The sequence below is a fragment of the Stenotrophomonas sp. GD04145 genome (genome assembly GCF_029835135.1).
Classification (GTDB): Bacteria; Pseudomonadota; Gammaproteobacteria; order Xanthomonadales; family Xanthomonadaceae; genus Stenotrophomonas; species Stenotrophomonas maltophilia_P.
The window spans coordinates 66560-84371 of the sequence record NZ_JAODZG010000014.1 but is presented as its reverse complement, the minus strand read 5'-3'; the positions used below and the strand labels follow the sequence as shown (position 1 = coordinate 84371).

At 64.8% G+C, this 17812-nt stretch carries 15 protein-coding genes; 7 read left to right on the top strand and 8 right to left on the bottom strand.

Annotation, left to right across the window (positions count from 1 at the left end; translation table 11 throughout):
- From N7367_RS09915 to N7367_RS09895, 5 genes are all read left to right on the top strand, one after another.
- Positions 1–187 (top strand): hypothetical protein (locus N7367_RS09915; protein WP_279942285.1); only part of this gene is annotated, 187 nt, incomplete at its 5' end.
- A gap of 34 nt (positions 188–221) precedes the next feature.
- Positions 222–1091, top strand: a complete 870-nt coding sequence (locus N7367_RS09910; protein ID WP_053519996.1) for a CheR family methyltransferase — start codon at positions 222–224, stop codon at positions 1089–1091.
- Positions 1088–1684: a chemoreceptor glutamine deamidase CheD gene (gene cheD / locus N7367_RS09905; RefSeq protein WP_053519995.1), complete on the top strand. Its 597-nt coding sequence runs from the start codon at positions 1088–1090 to the stop codon at positions 1682–1684. The genes N7367_RS09910 and cheD overlap by 4 nt, the downstream gene beginning before the upstream one ends.
- Positions 1681–2754, top strand: coding sequence for a chemotaxis response regulator protein-glutamate methylesterase (locus tag N7367_RS09900; RefSeq protein ID WP_155760180.1), 1074 nt, complete (start codon positions 1681–1683; stop codon positions 2752–2754). Before cheD ends, N7367_RS09900 begins: the two co-directional genes overlap by 4 nt.
- Before the next feature lie 23 nt (positions 2755–2777).
- On the top strand, positions 2778–4721 hold the full coding sequence (locus tag N7367_RS09895; protein WP_279942284.1) for a hypothetical protein: 1944 nt from the start codon (positions 2778–2780) through the stop codon (positions 4719–4721).
- Between the two features lie 73 nt (positions 4722–4794).
- Here the strand turns inward: N7367_RS09895 and acnB are convergent, their stop codons facing one another.
- The 8 genes from acnB to N7367_RS09855 form a co-directional block, all read right to left on the bottom strand.
- Entirely contained in the window at positions 4795–7386 is a 2592-nt protein-coding gene (acnB, locus tag N7367_RS09890) for a bifunctional aconitate hydratase 2/2-methylisocitrate dehydratase (RefSeq protein ID WP_053519994.1), read from the bottom strand.
- A 51-nt stretch (positions 7387–7437) separates the two neighbouring features.
- A complete protein-coding gene (locus N7367_RS09885; protein WP_053519993.1) occupies positions 7438–7836 on the bottom strand; it encodes a type II toxin-antitoxin system VapC family toxin in 399 nt (132 codons plus the stop codon).
- Between the two features lie 6 nt (positions 7837–7842).
- Complete coding sequence (locus tag N7367_RS09880; RefSeq protein ID WP_053519992.1) at positions 7843–8067, bottom strand: AbrB/MazE/SpoVT family DNA-binding domain-containing protein; 225 nt, start codon at positions 8065–8067, stop codon at positions 7843–7845.
- A 121-nt stretch (positions 8068–8188) separates the two neighbouring features.
- Positions 8189–9625: a porin gene (locus N7367_RS09875; protein WP_279942283.1), complete on the bottom strand. Its 1437-nt coding sequence runs from the start codon at positions 9623–9625 to the stop codon at positions 8189–8191.
- A gap of 113 nt (positions 9626–9738) precedes the next feature.
- Positions 9739–10515, bottom strand: a complete 777-nt coding sequence (locus tag N7367_RS09870; RefSeq protein WP_053519990.1) for an ABC transporter permease — start codon at positions 10513–10515, stop codon at positions 9739–9741.
- Positions 10499–11332: an ABC transporter ATP-binding protein gene (locus N7367_RS09865; RefSeq protein WP_053519989.1), complete on the bottom strand. Its 834-nt coding sequence runs from the start codon at positions 11330–11332 to the stop codon at positions 10499–10501. The genes N7367_RS09870 and N7367_RS09865 overlap by 17 nt, the downstream gene beginning before the upstream one ends.
- A 13-nt stretch (positions 11333–11345) precedes the next feature.
- Positions 11346–12401: an ABC transporter substrate-binding protein gene (locus N7367_RS09860; RefSeq protein WP_279942282.1), complete on the bottom strand. Its 1056-nt coding sequence runs from the start codon at positions 12399–12401 to the stop codon at positions 11346–11348.
- A 77-nt stretch (positions 12402–12478) separates the two neighbouring features.
- Positions 12479–13600, bottom strand: a complete 1122-nt coding sequence (locus N7367_RS09855; protein WP_164152603.1) for a 4-oxalomesaconate tautomerase — start codon at positions 13598–13600, stop codon at positions 12479–12481.
- A 109-nt stretch (positions 13601–13709) separates the two neighbouring features.
- On the opposite strand from N7367_RS09855, the gene N7367_RS09850 reads away from it, so the two are divergent.
- Positions 13710–14612 carry a LysR family transcriptional regulator gene (locus tag N7367_RS09850; protein WP_053519987.1) on the top strand — a complete coding sequence of 301 codons (903 nt, stop codon included), beginning with the start codon at positions 13710–13712 and terminating at the stop codon, positions 14610–14612.
- Between the two features lie 172 nt (positions 14613–14784).
- Positions 14785–17538, top strand: a complete 2754-nt coding sequence (acnA, locus tag N7367_RS09845) for an aconitate hydratase AcnA (protein ID WP_193396855.1) — start codon at positions 14785–14787, stop codon at positions 17536–17538.
- The last annotated feature ends 274 nt before the right edge of the window (positions 17539–17812 follow it).

Below are 17812 nucleotides of genomic sequence, written 5' to 3'. Positions count from 1 at the left end.
CGCGCAGCTGGCCGATGCCGTGGCGATCTTCCGCCTCGACAACCAAGTGGCGGCCGCAGTGAAGGCGGTGCCCGCACGGGTGGAACCAACGGTGACCGCCAACACGGCACGCGCGCATGCGCCGGCCGCGCCGGTCCGCCGCGCCCACACTCCCCCCGTCGTCGCCAGCGACTGGCAGGAATTCTGAGAACCCGCGGTGGCTGCGGCCACCGCCCACGCCGATGGACACGTCCCCCGTGCATAGTCCCAGCCCCATCGTCACCGGTCCGCGCGAGTTCGAGTTCGCCGACCGCGATTTCCGCCGTGTCTGCGACCTGATCTACCAGCGGGTGGGCATCGCCCTCGCGCCCGCCAAGCGCGACATGGTCTATGGCCGCCTGTCGCGTCGCCTGCGCACACTCGGCATGCGCAGCTTCCAGCAGTACCTCGACCATCTGGAACAGGAGGGCGGTGACGAATGGCAGGCGTTCACCAACGCCCTGACCACCAACCTCACCTCCTTTTTCCGTGAGCCCCACCATTTCGACAAGCTGCGCGAGGAACTGCGGCAGCGCTCCGGCCACGCCCCGCTGCTGCTGTGGTCCTGCGCCGCGTCCACCGGCGAGGAACCCTACTCCATGGCGATCACCGCGTGCGAGGCGTTCGGCAGCCTGAAGCCGCCGGTCCGCATCATCGCCACCGATGTCGACACACAGGTCCTGGCCACCGCAGGCCGTGGCGTGTACGCCATCGACCGCGTCGCCAGCCTCGATCCGGAGCTCCGCCGACGGTATTTCCAGCGTGGCAGTGGCCCCAACGAGGGCCAGTGCCGGGTGCTGCCCGCACTGCGCGAACTGATCGAGTTCCGCCCGCTGAATCTTCTTGCCCCGCGCTACGACGTTGGCGGCCCGTTCGATGCGCTGTTCTGCCGCAACGTGATGATCTATTTCGACAAGCCGACCCAACGCGCCATCCTTGGCCGGCTGGTGCAGCATCTCACCGATGACGGACTGCTCTACACCGGCCACTCGGAGAACTACCTGCACGCGGCCGATCTGATCCAGCCCTGTGGCCGCACCCTGTACCGACGCGCGCAGGGGGCCGGCGCATGAACGCCTCGCTGCGCACCGACGAGGTGATGCGCTACCAGGACGCGCGCTTCCAGACCCTCGCCGCCAAGCTGTTGCCGACCCAGTACCTGGTGGTCGACGACACCACTGCGCTGACCACCACGCTGGGCTCCTGCGTAGCTGCGTGTCTGCGCGATCCGGTGCTGAAGATAGGCGGCATGAACCATTTCCTGCTGCCGGAAGGCAATGCCGGTGACGGCGCGCCTGCACGCTACGGTAGCTATGCGATGGAGCTTCTCATCAACGACATGCTCAAGCGCGGTGCGCATCGCAAGCGCCTGGAAGCCAAGGTGTTCGGCGGCGCCAACGTGCTCAAGGGTTTCACCAGCAATCCCGTGGGCACCCGCAACGCCGAGTTCGTGCGCCAGTACCTGCAGGCCGAGCACATTCCGATCATCGCCGAAGATCTGTGCGGCATCCATCCACGCAAGATCTGGTTCTTTGCCGATACCGGGCGCGTGGTCGTGCAGCGCCTGCCACATGCCCACGAAGCGGAAGTGGCCGCCACCGAATCGGCAGTGCGTGCCCGTCTGTCCAGGGCCCCGGTCACCGGTGGCGTGGAGCTGTTCGAATGACCCTGACCGGCAACGCCCCCTGCCGGGTCCTGATTGTGGACGACTCCGCCGTCGTGCGGCAGATGCTGACCGAAATCCTCTCCAGCGATCCGGCCATCGACGTGGTCGGCACCGCCGCCGATCCGCTGCTGGCACGCGAGAAGATCAAGCGCCTCGCCCCGGACGTGATCACCCTGGACGTAGAAATGCCGCGCATGGACGGGCTGGCCTTCCTGGAAAACCTGATGCGCCTGCATCCCTTGCCGGTGGTGATGATCTCTTCGCTGACCGAGCGCGGGGCCGACACGACCCTGCAGGCGCTGGCACTGGGTGCCGTGGATTTCGTTTCCAAGCCGAAGCTCGATGTGGCGCGCGGACTGCAGGGCTATGCCGAAGAAATCATCGGCAAGGTGAAGATGGCCGCACGCTCGCGGGTGCGGCCGCTGCTGCGGGCTGCGGCACCGAAACTCACCCTGGATGCGGCACCGGCATCGCGCCCGGTGGCACCACAGTTCCGCACCACCGACCGCCTGATTGCGATCGGTTCGTCAGCCGGTGGCACCGAAGCCCTGCGCGTGGTGCTGGAAGGCCTGCCCGCCGATGCACCAGCGGTGGTGATGACCCAGCACCTGCCGGCCAGCTTCAGCAGCGCCTTCGCCGAACGCCTGGACCGGCATTCGGCGATGGCCGTGCGCGAGGCCAGCGACGGCGAAGCCGTGCTGCCCGGCCATGCCTATCTGCCGCCGGGCGGCAGGCACCTGCGGATCATCCGCGATGGTGCGCGCTGGCGTTGCCGCGTCGATGACGGCCCAGCCGTGAACCGGCACAAGCCTGCGGTCGATGTGCTGTTCCGTTCGGTGGCCCAGAGTGCCGGGGGCAATGCCATCGGCGCCATTCTCACCGGCATGGGCGATGACGGCGCGCGCGGCCTGCTGGAAATGCGCCAGGCAGGCGCTCCGACGCTGGTGCAGGATGAAGCCACCAGTGTGGTCTGGGGCATGCCCGGTGCCGCTTTCAAGCTCGGCGCGGCCGAGGAACAGGTGCCGCTGGAGCGGATCGCCGAGCGCCTGCTCGCCCTCGCCCGCGGCTGATCCACTATCACAGAAGAATATACTTGGGATTGCCATCGATGCGGGACAAAAGGACATTCCAGCTTACGAGAATACTTGCGATCGCGCTCGCAATTCTCCCCTGCACGGCGCTAGGTGGTGCATCGACTGAAGCTCCCCCTAATGCCGTCGCTTCTGAAAATTCTCCTTCAACCGCCACTTCGGCGGGTGAAATCAGCAAACTTGAGCTTGAGATCGCGTTGGCCAACCTGAGAACCGAAGCGAGATTCGAGGGCGAGGCAAAAGAGCGCACTCTTATCGCCGCACAGGCAACCAACCTCGAAAAGACAATTGATCGACAGGATCGGACTATCGACCGCGCGATAGCCACGTTCGGGATAATTGTTTCTGTTGCCACGCTAGCGGCCGCTCTGCTGGGCCTTATTGGATTCGTGACCGTCAAATCCCGTGCAACAGATGAGGCCAGAAGCGTTGCACGCTCCGAGGCCAAGGACACCACTGACAAGTGGTTTGTGGAGCATGCCAAGAATGTGACGGAGACGCTTGCGCGGCTCTCAAGAGAACTTGATGAAACGAAAGACAAGGCGCATACAATTTTCTCCGCGAGGGCTGCAGAGATAGAGACACTTGCCCAACAGGCGCGCACCACGATTCAGAATCAGCTGACTAGCGACACCCCTCCAACTCCGATATCTAATGTGGAGTCTCTCGCTCTGGCTGAATCGGCGCATGCCGCACAAGCCAAACCTGCAGAGCTTCGTAATTACGCAGATTGGAATACAAGCGCATTCGAAGCTATCCGAAACAACGATATCCCGGCAGCAGTTCTAGCCTGGACTGAGGCGTCCAAATCAGATGACGCTGAAGAACACAGTCGCGCAGGTGCACTTTTCAATGCAGCACTCGCGCAGCAAAAGCGTGGCTCCCATCAAGAGTCCATCCGAGTCGCCGATGAAATCAGCAAGACGTTTGGACAATCAGACGATCCACTTACTAAAGTTCAAGTTGCCAAAGCACGAATAACCAAGGCAGTATCGTTGCGAAATCTTGGCCGAATCGAAGATTCAATTTCTGAAAATCTGATGGTTGCCGATGGCTTCAACTACGATTCTCACCCGGAAATGCTGGAGAGAGTGGTAAATGCAAGGACAAACGCCATCATACTAATGGCGCAAACCGAAAAGCTGAAAGACGCAGAAGATCAAATCGCGAAACTCTCGGATCTTTCGGAAAATTCAGACGCCCTTTTCATGCGCCGTGCGTTGGCCAAGAGCATGTGCAGTTTGGCATCCGCCTTCCTTCAGGCAGAGAAGTGGAACGATTGCTTGAATCTCACCAACCGCATCGAGGCACGTTTCGGAAAGGATGTAGATGCAGAGGTTCAAGGCTGGGTTTCCGTTTCGACAATCATTGGCTCGGTCGGCCTTTATGCGACCGGCAAAATTTCCGCTGCCATTGCGCGCCTGGGAAGCGGATTCAATGCTCTAGAAGAAGGTAATGAGCAAGCAGTCTTGGCAGCGGTTGTAGCCTGCACGCATCTGGCTCGCTTAATGGCTGAAGCCCATAGCTACCCCTCTGCGCTCATGCTGTATGACCAGCTTCTCGAAATCACGGAAAAATCGACCGCGCCGATCGCCAGGAATTTGCGGTCATCCATTCTGATTGATAAGTCTCACAGCTTAATCAGGACCGCAAAAATTCGGTGGAGCAATCCAGAAGAGAGACATGAAAATCTTGCCGCAGCGACAGGCTGCTTAGCAGAATCCTTGAAGATCTTCCCAGGCAACGATGTTGCCAAAGCAAATCTTTCTTACGCTACACATCTACTTGGAGGGGAGTTTTCGTCAATCTCCAAACTTCTTAAATCAGCACTTGAAGCAGGCGATCCGATCCTTATAACAAACCTCCGAATGGATATTGAATTCAGCAAGAATGACAGCGACTCCAAGTTCCTTGAACTTCTTAATGAAGAATCCAAGAAAGATTAATGTGACCCGCCTCTGATCTAATTTAGACAATAAAAAACCCCCGGCTTTCGCCGGGGGTTTTCGTTTCATCGCATCAGGCGGCGACCGTATTGGCCACGTCCTGATACTCCTCGATCTGGTCGAAGTTCATGTAGCGGTAGATCTCGCTGCCGCTGGCGGCGATCACGCCGACGTCGGCCATGTACTCTTCCTTGGTCGGGATGCGGCCCAGACGCGAGCAGATCGCGGCCAGCTCGGCCGAACCCAGGTACACGTTGGTGTTGCGGCCCAGACGGTTCGGGAAGTTGCGGGTCGAGGTCGACATCGCGGTGGAGCCCTCACGGATCTGCGCCTGGTTGCCCATGCACAGCGAGCAGCCCGGCATTTCCATGCGCGCGCCGGTCGCACCGAAGGTGCCGTAAACGCCTTCCTTGGTCAGCTCGGAGGCGTCCATCTTGGTCGGCGGGGCCACCCACAGACGGGTCGGCAGGTCGCGCTTGCCTTCCAGCAGCTTCGCGGCCGCACGGAAGTGGCCGATGTTGGTCATGCACGAACCGATGAACACTTCGTCGATCTTGGCGCCGGCCACTTCGGACAGGGTCTTCACGTCGTCCGGATCGTTCGGGCAGGCCACGATCGGCTCGTGGATGTCGGCCAGGTCGATCTCGATGACGGCAGCGTACTCAGCGTCGGCGTCCGGCTCCAGCAGCTGCGGGTTGGCCAGCCAGGCCTCCATCTTCTCGATGCGACGCTGCAGCGAACGCGGATCCTGGTAACCCTCGGCAATCATCCACTTCAGCAGGGTGATGTTGCTGGTCAGGTACTCGATGATCGGTTCCTTGTTCAGGCGCACCGAGCAACCGGCGGCCGAACGCTCGGCCGAGGCGTCGGAGAGCTCGAATGCCTGCTCGACCTTCAGCTCCGGCAGGCCTTCGATTTCCAGGATGCGGCCGGAGAAGATGTTCTTCTTGCCAGCCTTGGCAACCGTCAGCAAGCCCGACTTGATCGCGTACAGCGGAATCGCGTTGACCAGGTCACGCAGGGTCACGCCCGGCTGCATCTGGCCCTTGAAGCGCACCAGCACCGATTCCGGCATGTCCAGCGGCATCACGCCGGTAGCGGCGGCGAAGGCCACCAGGCCCGAGCCGGCCGGGAACGAAATGCCCACCGGGAAACGGGTGTGCGAGTCGCCGCCGGTGCCGACGGTGTCGGGCAGCAGCATGCGGTTGAGCCAGCTGTGGATCACGCCGTCGCCCGGACGCAGCGAGATGCCACCGCGGGTGGAGATGAACTCCGGCAGCGTGTGGTGGGTCTTCACGTCCACCGGCTTCGGATACGCGGCGGTGTGGCAGAACGACTGCATGACCAGGTCGGCCGAGAAGCCCAGGCAGGCCAGATCCTTCAGCTCGTCACGGGTCATCGGACCGGTGGTGTCCTGCGAGCCCACCGAGGTCATCTTCGGTTCGCAGTAGGTACCCGGGCGCATGCCCTGGCCTTCCGGCAGACCGCAGGCGCGGCCGACCATCTTCTGCGCCAGCGAGAAACCCTTGCCGGTGTCGGCCGGCTGCACCGGCAGGCGGAACAGGGTGGTCGGGGCCAGGCCCAGCGCTTCGCGCGCCTTGCCGGTCAGGCCACGGCCAACGATCAGCGGAATGCGGCCGCCGGCACGCACTTCGTCGAACAGCACTTCGGACTTCACTTCGAACTCGGCGATCACTTCGCCGTTCTTCAGTGCCTTGCCGTCATACGGACGCAGCTCGACAACGTCGCCGTGCTCCATCTTCGAGACATCCAGCTCGATCGGCAGCGCGCCGGCATCTTCCATGGTGTTGTAGAAGATCGGGGCAATCTTGCCGCCCAGGCACACGCCACCGGCGCGCTTGTTGGGGATGTAGGGGATGTCGTCGCCGGTCCACCACAGCACGCTGTTGGTCGCCGACTTGCGCGAAGAGCCGGTGCCGACCACGTCGCCGACGTAGGCCACCAGGTGACCCTTTTCCTTCAGCGACAGGATCTGCTGGATCGGACCGCGCTTGCCGTCTTCTTCCGGAGTGAACGGCGCGTCATCGCGCTTGTTCTTCAGCATCGCCAGGGCGTGCATCGGAATGTCAGGACGGGTGGTGGCGTCCGGCGCCGGCGACAGGTCGTCGGTGTTGGTTTCGCCCGGCACCTTGAACACGGTGATGGTCAGGCTCTGCGGCACTTCCGGCTTGCTGGTGAACCACTCGGCGTCGGCCCAGCTCTGCAGCACGGCCTGGGCATTGGCATTGCCGGCCTTGGCCTTGTCCTGCACGTCGTGGAACGCATCGAACACCAGCAGGGTGTTCTTCAGGCCGTCGGCGGCGATGGTGCCGACGCTGGCGTCGTCCAGCAGCTGCACCAGCGGGGCCACGTTGTAACCGCCCAGCATGGTGCCCAGCAGCTCGGTGGCGCGCTCGCGGCTGATCAGCGGGTTCTGCTCGCTGCCCAGCGCGATCGCGGCCAGGTACGAGGCCTTGACCTTGGCGGCGTCGTCCACGCCGGCCGGCACACGGTGGGTCAGCAGGTCGAGCAGGAACTCGGCCTCGCCCGCCGGCGGGTTCTTCAACAGTTCAATGACGTCTGCCGTCTGCTGGGCGGTCAGCGGCAGCGGCGGGATGCCAAGCGCGGCGCGCTCGGCTACGTGGTGGCGATAGGCTTCCAACATGACAACTCCCGGGTAATGCGGTTATGGAACAGTGAAAGGAATGCAACGGGCTCAGGCGTGCGGCACGATCAGCTTCAGGCCCTTGAAGTAGTCGCGGTAAAACGTGTCGTTCCAGGTGATGAGCCCGTCGCACTGCAGCAGTGCATGGGCCCCCACCATGAAGTCGTCCAGGCTGCGGCGCTGGGTACCACGCTGGCGGTGGCGGCGATGCATCTCGCCGGCGCGCAATGCCGATTTGGCTTCCAGCGCGTTGAAGTGGACGCCCATCTCTTCCAGCGCTTCCAGCACCTCGGCCCCGCCACGCAGGCTGGCGCAGACTTCGGCCAGGGTCGCCCCGCACACCACCACCTTGCCGCCGACCAGGCTCTGCCGCAGGCAGGCCTCGACGGCGTCGGCCTGCGGGCCATTGCTCAGCAGTTCGACCAGCACAGGGGAATCGACGGCGATCATCACGGCTTAGTCCTCGTCGCGCACCGCGCGTACGGCGGCGTCGGCGGAATCAAAGCCGTCCAGCGCGAACTTGCCGCGCGCCCGTGAAATCGCGTCGTCGACACTTTTGCGCAGAATGATGCGGCTGCCGTCCAGTTCGACCTTGAGCTGGGTGCCCTTGGTCAGGCCCAGGGCGTCACGCACAGCCTTGGGCAGGGTGATCTGACCGCGTTCGGCGACAGTGGCTTCCATGGGTAGGCCCTCTTCGGTATGTACGAATTATACATACTCAAGGCGTCATACCGCCAGCCGCCCCCCCTTACGGCAATGCCGGCACGTGGCCGGCATTGTCCGTTCAGCTTGATGCCTTCACTCAGAACGCAACCTGCAGCCGGGTATTGACCGTCGTGCCCTCGTCCTTGCCGCGCACCGCACCGGTGGGGTTGTCGGTCTGCCAGCGGATCACGTCGAGCATCACCCGGCTGTAGTCGTTGAGATACCAGTTGGCACCCACCGTCCACGCATGTCCGGTGCCGCCGGTCGGCAGTTCCGAGTAGTCCACGTCTTCGTAGCGCGCACGCAGCTCCCATGCGCCCCGCCCGCCACGGGTGACCGGATCGGCCACCTTGACCCGGCCCCAGGTGCCGGTCTTGCCCGAGTACGCCGGGCTGGCCCCGCCAAGGAACCAGCCGGCGGAAATCGCCCAGGCCTGGTGATCGAGGTCGTAACGGCCGCTGGCATCGGCGCCGCGCAGGTTACGCGTGCCCCACTCGCCCGTGGCCCAGCCCTGGCCAAAGAAGCCCGCCGCCTCCACACCGTAGGCGGTGCTGCGATCGGTGCCGACCAGCGCGCCCGGCGTGATCTTGACCAGGTCGTTGAAGTGGCCGGCAATGGCGGAGCTGCGCAGCACGCCCGAGGAGCCTGCGGCGATCTCTTCGTGGAACGCCCACGCCCCCAGATGCACGGTCGCGGCCTTGCTGTCGATCGGGTTCCAGTGGACGCGGGTGGCCCAGGTCTGGCTGTCGTTGTTGTCACCGGCATTGTTGAGGTCGTTGCCGGCCACTGACAGGCTGGCGTGCCAGCCCTTTCCGTACACGCGCTCGGTGAGGCCGACGCCGAACAGGCCCCGCTGCGGCAGCATCAGCGTGCCCACCACGTTGCGGTCCGGGAACGGCGTGTTGGAGGTGCTGCTGGAGCCATCGATGCCGCGGTCGTTGAGGCGGTTGCCCACGGTGAGGTCGGCAGGCAGGCCGAACAGCCTGTGGTCCACAGTGGCATACACCGACTTCCACGCCACCTCGTTGTCAGCGAAGTCGCCCTCCACCACCCAGCCGAGCGTGCCGTAGCGGCCCTCCGCGCCCAGGCGCACCGAACGGATCTCGGTGCCGGAGATGTTGCGGTCGCTGCTGGACGAGCCGTCGGTGCTGGAGCCGTCCACGAACAGACGACCGCGCGGGCGGAAGATCACGTTGCCGTCAGCGCTGCTGAATTCCGGCGCGCCCTTCGACCACGACACCTTCGGCGCCTTGGACTGCTGGGTTTCCAGCGCCGCAACACGGGTTTCCAGGGCAGGCGCAGGAGGGGCAGCCGCCGCGTTGCCGGCGGTCGTACCGACGCCTTCCAGCGCATCCAGTCGCGACTGCAGTTGCTGGATCTGCTGCGCCTGCTGCTGCACCAGCGCGGCGAGTTCGGCCTGGCTCAGCGGGGCCGGCGGGGCCGTGGCGGACTGTGCTCCGGCATGGCCGCTGGCCAGCAGCAGGCCAAGGGCGACCGTCAGCGCTGCGCGCGGCAGCACGGGATGGCTATGCATGGTGTTCTCTCCAGCCAGCCGGCCCCCTGGCCTGGCGCTGGCCCGTTGCGATGATGCGGGGGAATTACGGAAGGGCGCGCCGCCGGATCATTCCAGCGGCGCGCCAGACAGGCTCAGCTGGTGGCCTGGGCCTGGGCGTTTGGACGCCAGGTGATGAGCTTGTTCTCGACCACGTCGAGCAGTGCATCGATGACCAGCACGAAGGCGGCCAGGATGATGATGCCGGCGAACACGCCCACGGCATTGAAGTTGCCTTCTGCCTGCGCGATCAGGTAACCCAGGCCCGCCGAGGCACCCAGATATTCGCCGATGATCGCGCCGACCACGGCAAAGCCCACCGAGGTGCGCAGCGAGGACAGGATCCAGCTCGCCGCCGCCGGGAAGTACACGTGACGCAGCAGGTCACTGCGGCTGGCACCGAGAATGCGGGCATTGGCCAGCACCACCGGGTTCACTTCGCGCACGCCCTGCATGGCATTGAAGAACGTGGTGAAGAACACCAGCGTCACCGCCAGTGCCACCTTCGACCACAGCCCCAGGCCCAGCCACAGCACGAAGATCGGCGCCAGCACCACGCGCGGGATGGCATTGAAGCCCTTGATGAAGGGATCGAGGATGCGCGCCGAGCGCCGGCTCAGGCCCAGCCACACACCGCCTGCAACGCCCAGCCCGGTACCGATGAGGTAGCCCAGCGCGGTTTCGGTCAGGGTGATGTACACGTGCTGGTAGAACGAGGTATCCGACAACCAGTTCCACGCCTGCTGGGCGATGGCCGTGGGCGCGGGGAAGAAGAACGGGTCGATCCAGCCCAGCGCGATGCCGCCCTCCCAGCCACCGAACACGGCGATGACCAGTGCGATCTGGATGAAACGGTCAGTCCTGGCGTGCATAGCTCTTCTCCACTTCGCCGCGCAGGCAGGCCCAGATGTCGCGGTACAGGTCGGTAAAACGTTCGTCGAGCTTGATCTCGGCAACGTTGCGGGGGCGTTCCAGGTCCACATCGAAGCTCCGCACCACGCGGCTTGACGGACCCGAGGACAGCACCACCACGCGGTCGCCCAGCGCGATGGCCTCTTCCAGGTCGTGGGTGATCAGGATCACCGAGCGACGGTCTTCCTGCCACAGGCGCAGCAGTTCGTTCTGCATCAGATGGCGGGTGTGGATGTCCAATGCCGAGAACGGCTCGTCCATCAGGATCACCTTGGGCTCCACGATCAGTGCCTGTGCCATCTGCACGCGCTTGCGCTGGCCGCCGGAGAGCTGGTGCGGATAGCGGTGCTCGAAGCCGGTCAAGCCGACCTTGGCCAACCAGGTGGTGACCTTCTGCCGGCGCTCGGCTTCATCGACGCCGCGGAACTTCAGGCCCAGTTCCACGTTCTGGAAGGCGGTCTTCCACGGCAGCAGCGCGTCCTGCTGGAACAGGTAGCCGACGGACGCCTGCACGCCATTGACGGCGCGTCCGTCGATGCTCACGTCACCGGCGCTGGGCTTGAGCAGGCCCGCCACGGAATTGAGGATGGTGCTCTTGCCGCACCCGGTGGGACCGACGATGGCGAGGAACTCGCCATCACCGACCTGGATATCGACATCGCGCACGGCGGTGAAGTCACCGAAGGACATGGTCACCTTGTTGATGGCGACCATGGTCTGTGCGGGCTCCAGCTGCGGCGCGCCATTGAACTGGCGCACGGTGGCATTGAGGGCCATGGGTTATCTCCGCTTACGGTAGGGTTGCCTGCGTCGCGGCGCTGGCGCGCTCGACGAAGGCATTGGTGTAGGTCCGGGACAGGTCGATGTCCGCGTTGGCCACGTCCTTGTTGAACTCGCGCAGCACCTTCAACGGCGTTTCCAGGTCCGCGGGCGTGAAGTGGCCATCGGTGGTGAAGATGGCGCGGGCGTTCTCCACGGCGCGCGCGTAGGTGGCGCGGTCGCCGGAGACGTAGCTGTCCGGCAGCGCAGCGACGATGTCCTCGGCACTGTTGTCGGCGATGAACTTCAATGCCATCTGCTCGGCGCGGGCGATCTTCTCGGCTGCTTCAGGACGTGCCTCCAGGAAGCTGCGGTTGGCGTACATCACCGAGGTGGGATAGAGACCGCCGTACACCTGGCGTGCCCCCTCGTCGCTGCGCGCATCGATGATGATCCTGCCGACCTTGCGCTCGGTGATCAGGGTCGCGGCCGGATCGTAGTTGACCAGCAGGTCGATCTTGCCCTGCTCGAGCGCGGCTACCGCCGCCGCACCAGAACCCACGCCGATCAGCGAGATGCTGTCCACCGGGATGTCGTGCTGGGCCAGGAAGTGGCGCACGAAGAAGTCCGATGACGAACCCGGGGCGGTAATGCCGATCTTCTGGCCCTTGATGGTCTGCGGGCGCGCCGGATCGAAGCTGGCATCCTCGCGGCCGGCCATCACCAGGCCCGAATTGCGTGACAGCAGCACGAAGCCGACCACGTCCTTGTGCTTGGCCTGCATCTGGATGGTGTGGTCGTAGAAGCCGACCGCCACGTCGGTCGAATTGGCGACCAGGGCCTGCAGCACCTTGGAGCCGCCCTGCGCGAAGTTCTCGGTCTTCACCTGCAGGCCGACGTCCTTGAAGTAGCCCTTGGCGTCGGCGATGAAGAACGGCAGGTTGTTGAGATTGTAGGAACCGACGCTGATCCGCACCGGCGCATTGTCGCCGCCGGGCGCCGAGGCCCCGCTGGCATCGTCTTTGCCGCAACCGGACACGGCCAGGCTCGCCGCGCACAGCGCGGCCATGAAGAACTGCTTGTACATCATCCCTCCCAGGAGTGAAGCATCTGCGTTGTAGTGGCCTGGCCACGCGCATCTGCGCGGCCCCGACCGGTTTCAGGTCATGCCGCTGAGGTCCATTGGCGGGCTTCGGTGGAATGGGTTTCGGCAGTGGCAGGCGAAGTCGCGAACACGCGCCCTTCGAACAGGCGGCGCGCGGTACGGACCACGCTGGCAACGACCGGCGCATCGTCCGAGCTGCGGCTCAGGCCCACTTCCAGCAGGCCGCTCGGATGTTCGAGGGTAATGCTGCCCGGCATCGGCAGGCATCCGACGAAAGTGTTGGCCAGGGTGCCGGGCGTGACTGCGGCGGTGGCCAGACCGACCGCGCCGGTGATGGCAAGCGCGGTGTGGCATTGGTGGGGCATGAAGTAGCGCACCTGCAGGTCGCCGCCCTGCTGCGGTGCGGAAAGCAGCACTGGCTTGGGAATCACCTTGCTGCCCGCGTCTGCGATGCCCATGCGCGTACCCGCCTCGATGCGCATCGCTTCCAACCGCGCCAGCAGCGCATGATCCGCGTTCAGTTCCGCCGGCGAGGCGTCACCGCGGACACCCATATCGGCCGCGCGCACCATCATCATCGGCATCGCGCAATCCACCAGGCTGACGGCGATGCCGTCGATCATATCCTGCGGCCGCCCACTGGGCAGCAGCCGGCCGGTACGTGCACCGGCCGCATCGAGGAAGGCCAGGCGGACCGGCGCGGCAGCGCCAGGCGCGCCCGCGATACGCGTGTCGCCCCGATAGGCCACCTGGCCGTTCGGGGTTTCCACCGTGGCCACGATCAGCTTGCCGGTGTTGACGTTGTGGATGCGCACTTCGGTGCGCGGGTGGCGCGCAGGAACCAGTCCGCGTTCGATCGCGAAGGGACCGACCGCCGCCAGCATGTTGCCGCAGTTGGGGGTGGTATCCACCACCCGCTGCTCGACCCGGACCTGCGCGAACAGATAGTCGACATCGGCATCGGCGCGGCTGGCGGGGCTGACGATCGCCACCTTGCTGGTCAGCGCATTGCCACCGCCGATGCCATCGATCTGCAGCGGATGGCCCGAGCCCATCACCTCCAGCAGCAGCTGGTCACGCAGGCCGGCGTCGGCCGGCAGGTCCGAGGCCAGGAAGAACGGCCCCTTGGACGTGCCGCCACGCATGAGGACGCAGGGGATACTGAGCAGATCGTTCGACATACGTGTGCTAGATTGATGCGTATAGGGGATGAATGACCCCTCTGTGATTCGATACTGGCATGAGCCGGATTGATCTGTGAATTGCTGATTTTTGGATGATTGATACCGTATGAGCATCAATTGCGAAATCCTCGATCTGCGCGCGTTCCTGCTCGTCGCCGAGACGCGCAGCTTCCATCGCGCCGCTGAAACCCTGCACGTCTCGCAGCCCGCGCTCAGCCGCCGGATCCAGAAGCTGGAGCAGGCCGTCGGCTCACCGCTGCTCGAACGCACCACCCGCAGCGTCAGCACCACCGCAGTCGGCGAGAACCTGCTGCCGCTGGTACGGCGCATGCTGGAGGAATTCGATGGTTCGCTGTTCTCGCTGCGCGGGCACGACGACACGCGCGGCGCCACGGTCACCATCGCCTGCCTGCCCACCGCGGCGTTCTACTTCCTGCCCAGTGTCATGGCACGCTTCCACGACGCGCATCCGCACGTCCGCTTCCGCATCCTCGACATTCCCGCCACCGAGGGGTTGCAGGCAGTGGAACGCGGCGAAGTGGAGTTCGGCATCAATTTCATGGGTGCCAACGATCCCAACCTGGATTTCGATGTACTGGCCGAGGACCCGTTCGTGCTGGCCTGCCGCCGCGATCATCCGCTGGCCCGCAAGCGCCGCGTGGAATGGGCCGATCTTGCCCAGCACCAGCTGATCACCGTGCATCGCACCAGTGGCAACCGGACCCTGCTCGATGGCGCCCTCGCCCGTGAGAACCTGAAGCTGAGCTGGCATTACGAAGTGACCCACCTGTCCACCTCCCTGGGCATGGTCGAGGCCGGGATCGGCGTGTCGGTGCTGCCGAAGATGGCTACCCCGGACGGCGACCATCCCATCCTGGTGACCCGGCCGATCGGCAATCCGGTGGTCTCGCGCACCATCGGCATCGTGCGCCGCCGTGGTGCCCTGCTCTCGCCCACGGCCGAACGCTTCCTGCAGATGCTGATGAGCCAGTGGCGGGGCAAGCCGTGACATCGGCACTACATACAGCCATGTAACCTTGCGTCCTGCGCCGAGGACGTTCCCGGCCGCGCCGGCTCCGCCATACTGGCGGGGATCCGGTGGCGGAGAGCCCCGGCATACGCAAGCAGGTCCGTCCATGCACGGGCCACTGCAAGCCATCCGCAAGAAGGAGTCATCCCGCATGAGCGATTCGTTCTCCACCCGCAGCCAGCTGGACGTCGGCGGCAAGACCTACGACTACTTCAGCCTGCCCACACTGGGCCAGCGCTTCGACATCTCCCACCTTCCCTACTCGATGAAGATCCTGCTGGAGAATCTGCTCCGGCACGAAGACGGCGGCGTCACCGTCGGCAAGGAGCACATCGAGGCCGTTGCCCGCTGGAGCCCGGCGGCCGAGCCGGACACCGAAATCGCCTTCATGCCCGCGCGCGTGGTCCTGCAGGACTTCACCGGCGTACCGTGTGTCGTCGATCTGGCCGCCATGCGCGATGCGGTGGTCAAGCTGGGCGGCAAGCCGGAACAGATCAACCCGCAGATCCCTTCGGAACTGGTGATCGACCATTCGGTACAGGTCGATGTGTTCGGCAAGCCGGACGCGCTCGATCTCAATGGCAAGATCGAATTCCAGCGCAACCAGGAACGCTACGGGTTCCTGCGCTGGGGCCAGAAGGCGTTCGACAACTTCAAGGTGGTGCCGCCCAACACCGGCATCGTCCACCAGGTGAACCTGGAGAACCTGGCCCGCGTGGTGATGACCGCGGACAAGGATGGCAGGGCCGTGGCCTACCCGGACACCGTGTTCGGTACTGACAGCCACACCACGATGATCAACGGCATCGGCGTGCTTGGCTGGGGCGTGGGCGGCATCGAAGCCGAAGCGGCCATGCTGGGCCAGCCGTCGTCGATGCTGATCCCGCAGGTGGTCGGCTTCAAGCTCACCGGCCGGCTGCCTGAGGGCGCCACCGCCACCGACCTGGTGCTGACCGTCACCCAGATGCTGCGCAAGCTGGGCGTGGTCGGCAAGTTCGTCGAATTCTATGGCGATGGCCTGCAGCACCTGCCACTGGCCGACCGCGCCACGATCGGCAACATGGCACCGGAATACGGCGCCACCTGCGGCATCTTCCCGATCGACGCCGAATCACTGAACTACCTGCGCCTGTCCGGTCGCAGCGAAGAACAGATCGAACTGGTCGAGGCCTACGCCAAGGCGCAGGGCCTGTGGCACGAACCGGACAGCCCCCATGCCCAGTACAGCACCACGCTGGAGCTGGACATGGGCACGGTGAAGCCGTCGCTGGCCGGACCGAAGCGCCCGCAGGACCGCGTGCTGCTGGAAGACGTGCAGAAGAACTACCGCGAAGCGCTGGTCGGCCTGACCAGCAACCGCGACAAGCGCAGCGACGATGTGGCCTCCTTCCTCAACGAGGGCGGCGGCACCGCGGTCGGCAACGAACAGCTGGCCAAGGGCTTCGCCGACATCGAGATCGAAGGCCGGAAGGTCCGCCTGAAGGATGGCGCGGTGGTCATCGCCGCGATCACCTCCTGTACCAACACGTCCAACCCGGCGGTGATGATCGGTGCCGGCCTGCTGGCGCGCAACGCGGCGGCCAAGGGCCTGGATCGCAAGCCCTGGGTGAAGACTTCGCTGGGCCCAGGCTCGCGCGTGGTCACCGACTATCTGGAAAAGGCCGGGGTGCTGAAGGAGCTGGAGAAGATCGGCTTCTACGTGGTCGGCTACGGCTGCACCACCTGCATCGGCAACTCCGGCCCGCTGCCGACCGAGGTCAGTGCCGGCATCGCCGCCGGTGACCTGGTGGTGACCTCCGTGCTGTCGGGCAACCGTAATTTCGAAGGCCGCGTGCATCCCGAAGTGAAGATGAACTACCTGGCCAGCCCGCCACTGGTGGTCGCCTACGCCATCGCCGGCACCACCGACATCGATCTGACCACCCAGCCGCTGGGCACCGGCAGCGACGGCCAGCCGGTCTACCTGCGCGACATCTGGCCGAGCAACAAGGAAATCGGCGATGTCATCGCCGCCACCATCGGCCCGGAGATGTTCAAGCAGAACTACGCCGACGTGTTCAAGGGCGATACGCGCTGGAACACCATCGCCTCGCCGGACGGCAATCTGTACGAGTGGAGCGATGACTCCACCTACATCAAGAACCCACCGTACTTCGATGGCATGACCATGCAGACCGGCAGCATCGACGACGTGCATGGCGCGCGTGTGATGGGTCTGTTCGGCGACTCGATCACCACCGACCATATCTCGCCGGCCGGCAACATCAAGAAGGATTCGCCTGCGGGGCGTTACCTGCAGGCCCGGGGCGTGCAGCCCGCCGACTTCAACAGCTACGGCAGCCGCCGCGGCAATGATGACGTGATGGTCCGCGGCACCTTCGCCAACATCCGCATCAAGAACCTGATGTTCGGCGGCGAGGAGGGTGGCAACACCCTGTACTACCCGGCCGGCGGTGGTCAGCCGGAGAAGCTGGCGATCTACGACGCGGCGATGAAGTACAAGGCCGACAAGGTGCCGCTGGTCGTGCTGGCCGGGAAGGAGTACGGCACCGGTTCGTCGCGCGACTGGGCCGCCAAGGGCACCCTGCTGCTGGGCGTGAAGGCGGTCATCGCCGAGAGCTTCGAGCGCATCCACCGCTCCAACCTGGTCGGCATGGGCGTGCTGCCGCTGCAGTTCCGCAATGGTGAGAACGCGCAGTCGCTGGGGCTGGATGGCTCGGAAGTCATCGATATCACCGGCCTGGAAGACGGTGCCAGCAAGCGCGCCGCGGTCACCGCGACCCGGGCCGATGGCACGCAGAAGCGCTTCGAGGTGTCGGTGATGCTGCTGACACCGAAGGAAGTGGAATACTTCCGCCATGGTGGCCTGCTGCAGTACGTGCTGCGTCAGCTGGCTGCCCGCTGACCCGGCGCGCGGCATCCGGCGGGCGGAAGCCCGGCCCCGGCGTCACCGCCGGGGCGCTGCGGAGGCGCGCGAACCGGTGGTTCGCAACCGCGCCTCCTCGCCCACCACGGCGGCCTGCTGCAGTACGTGCTGCGTCAGCTGGCTGCCCACTGACCCGGCGCGCGGCATCCGGCGGGCGGAAGCCCGGCCCCGGCGTTACCGCCGGGGCCGAATCGCCCATGAATCATATTTTTGATATTTTTCACCATTCATGCAATTTGCATGAAACAGGCGT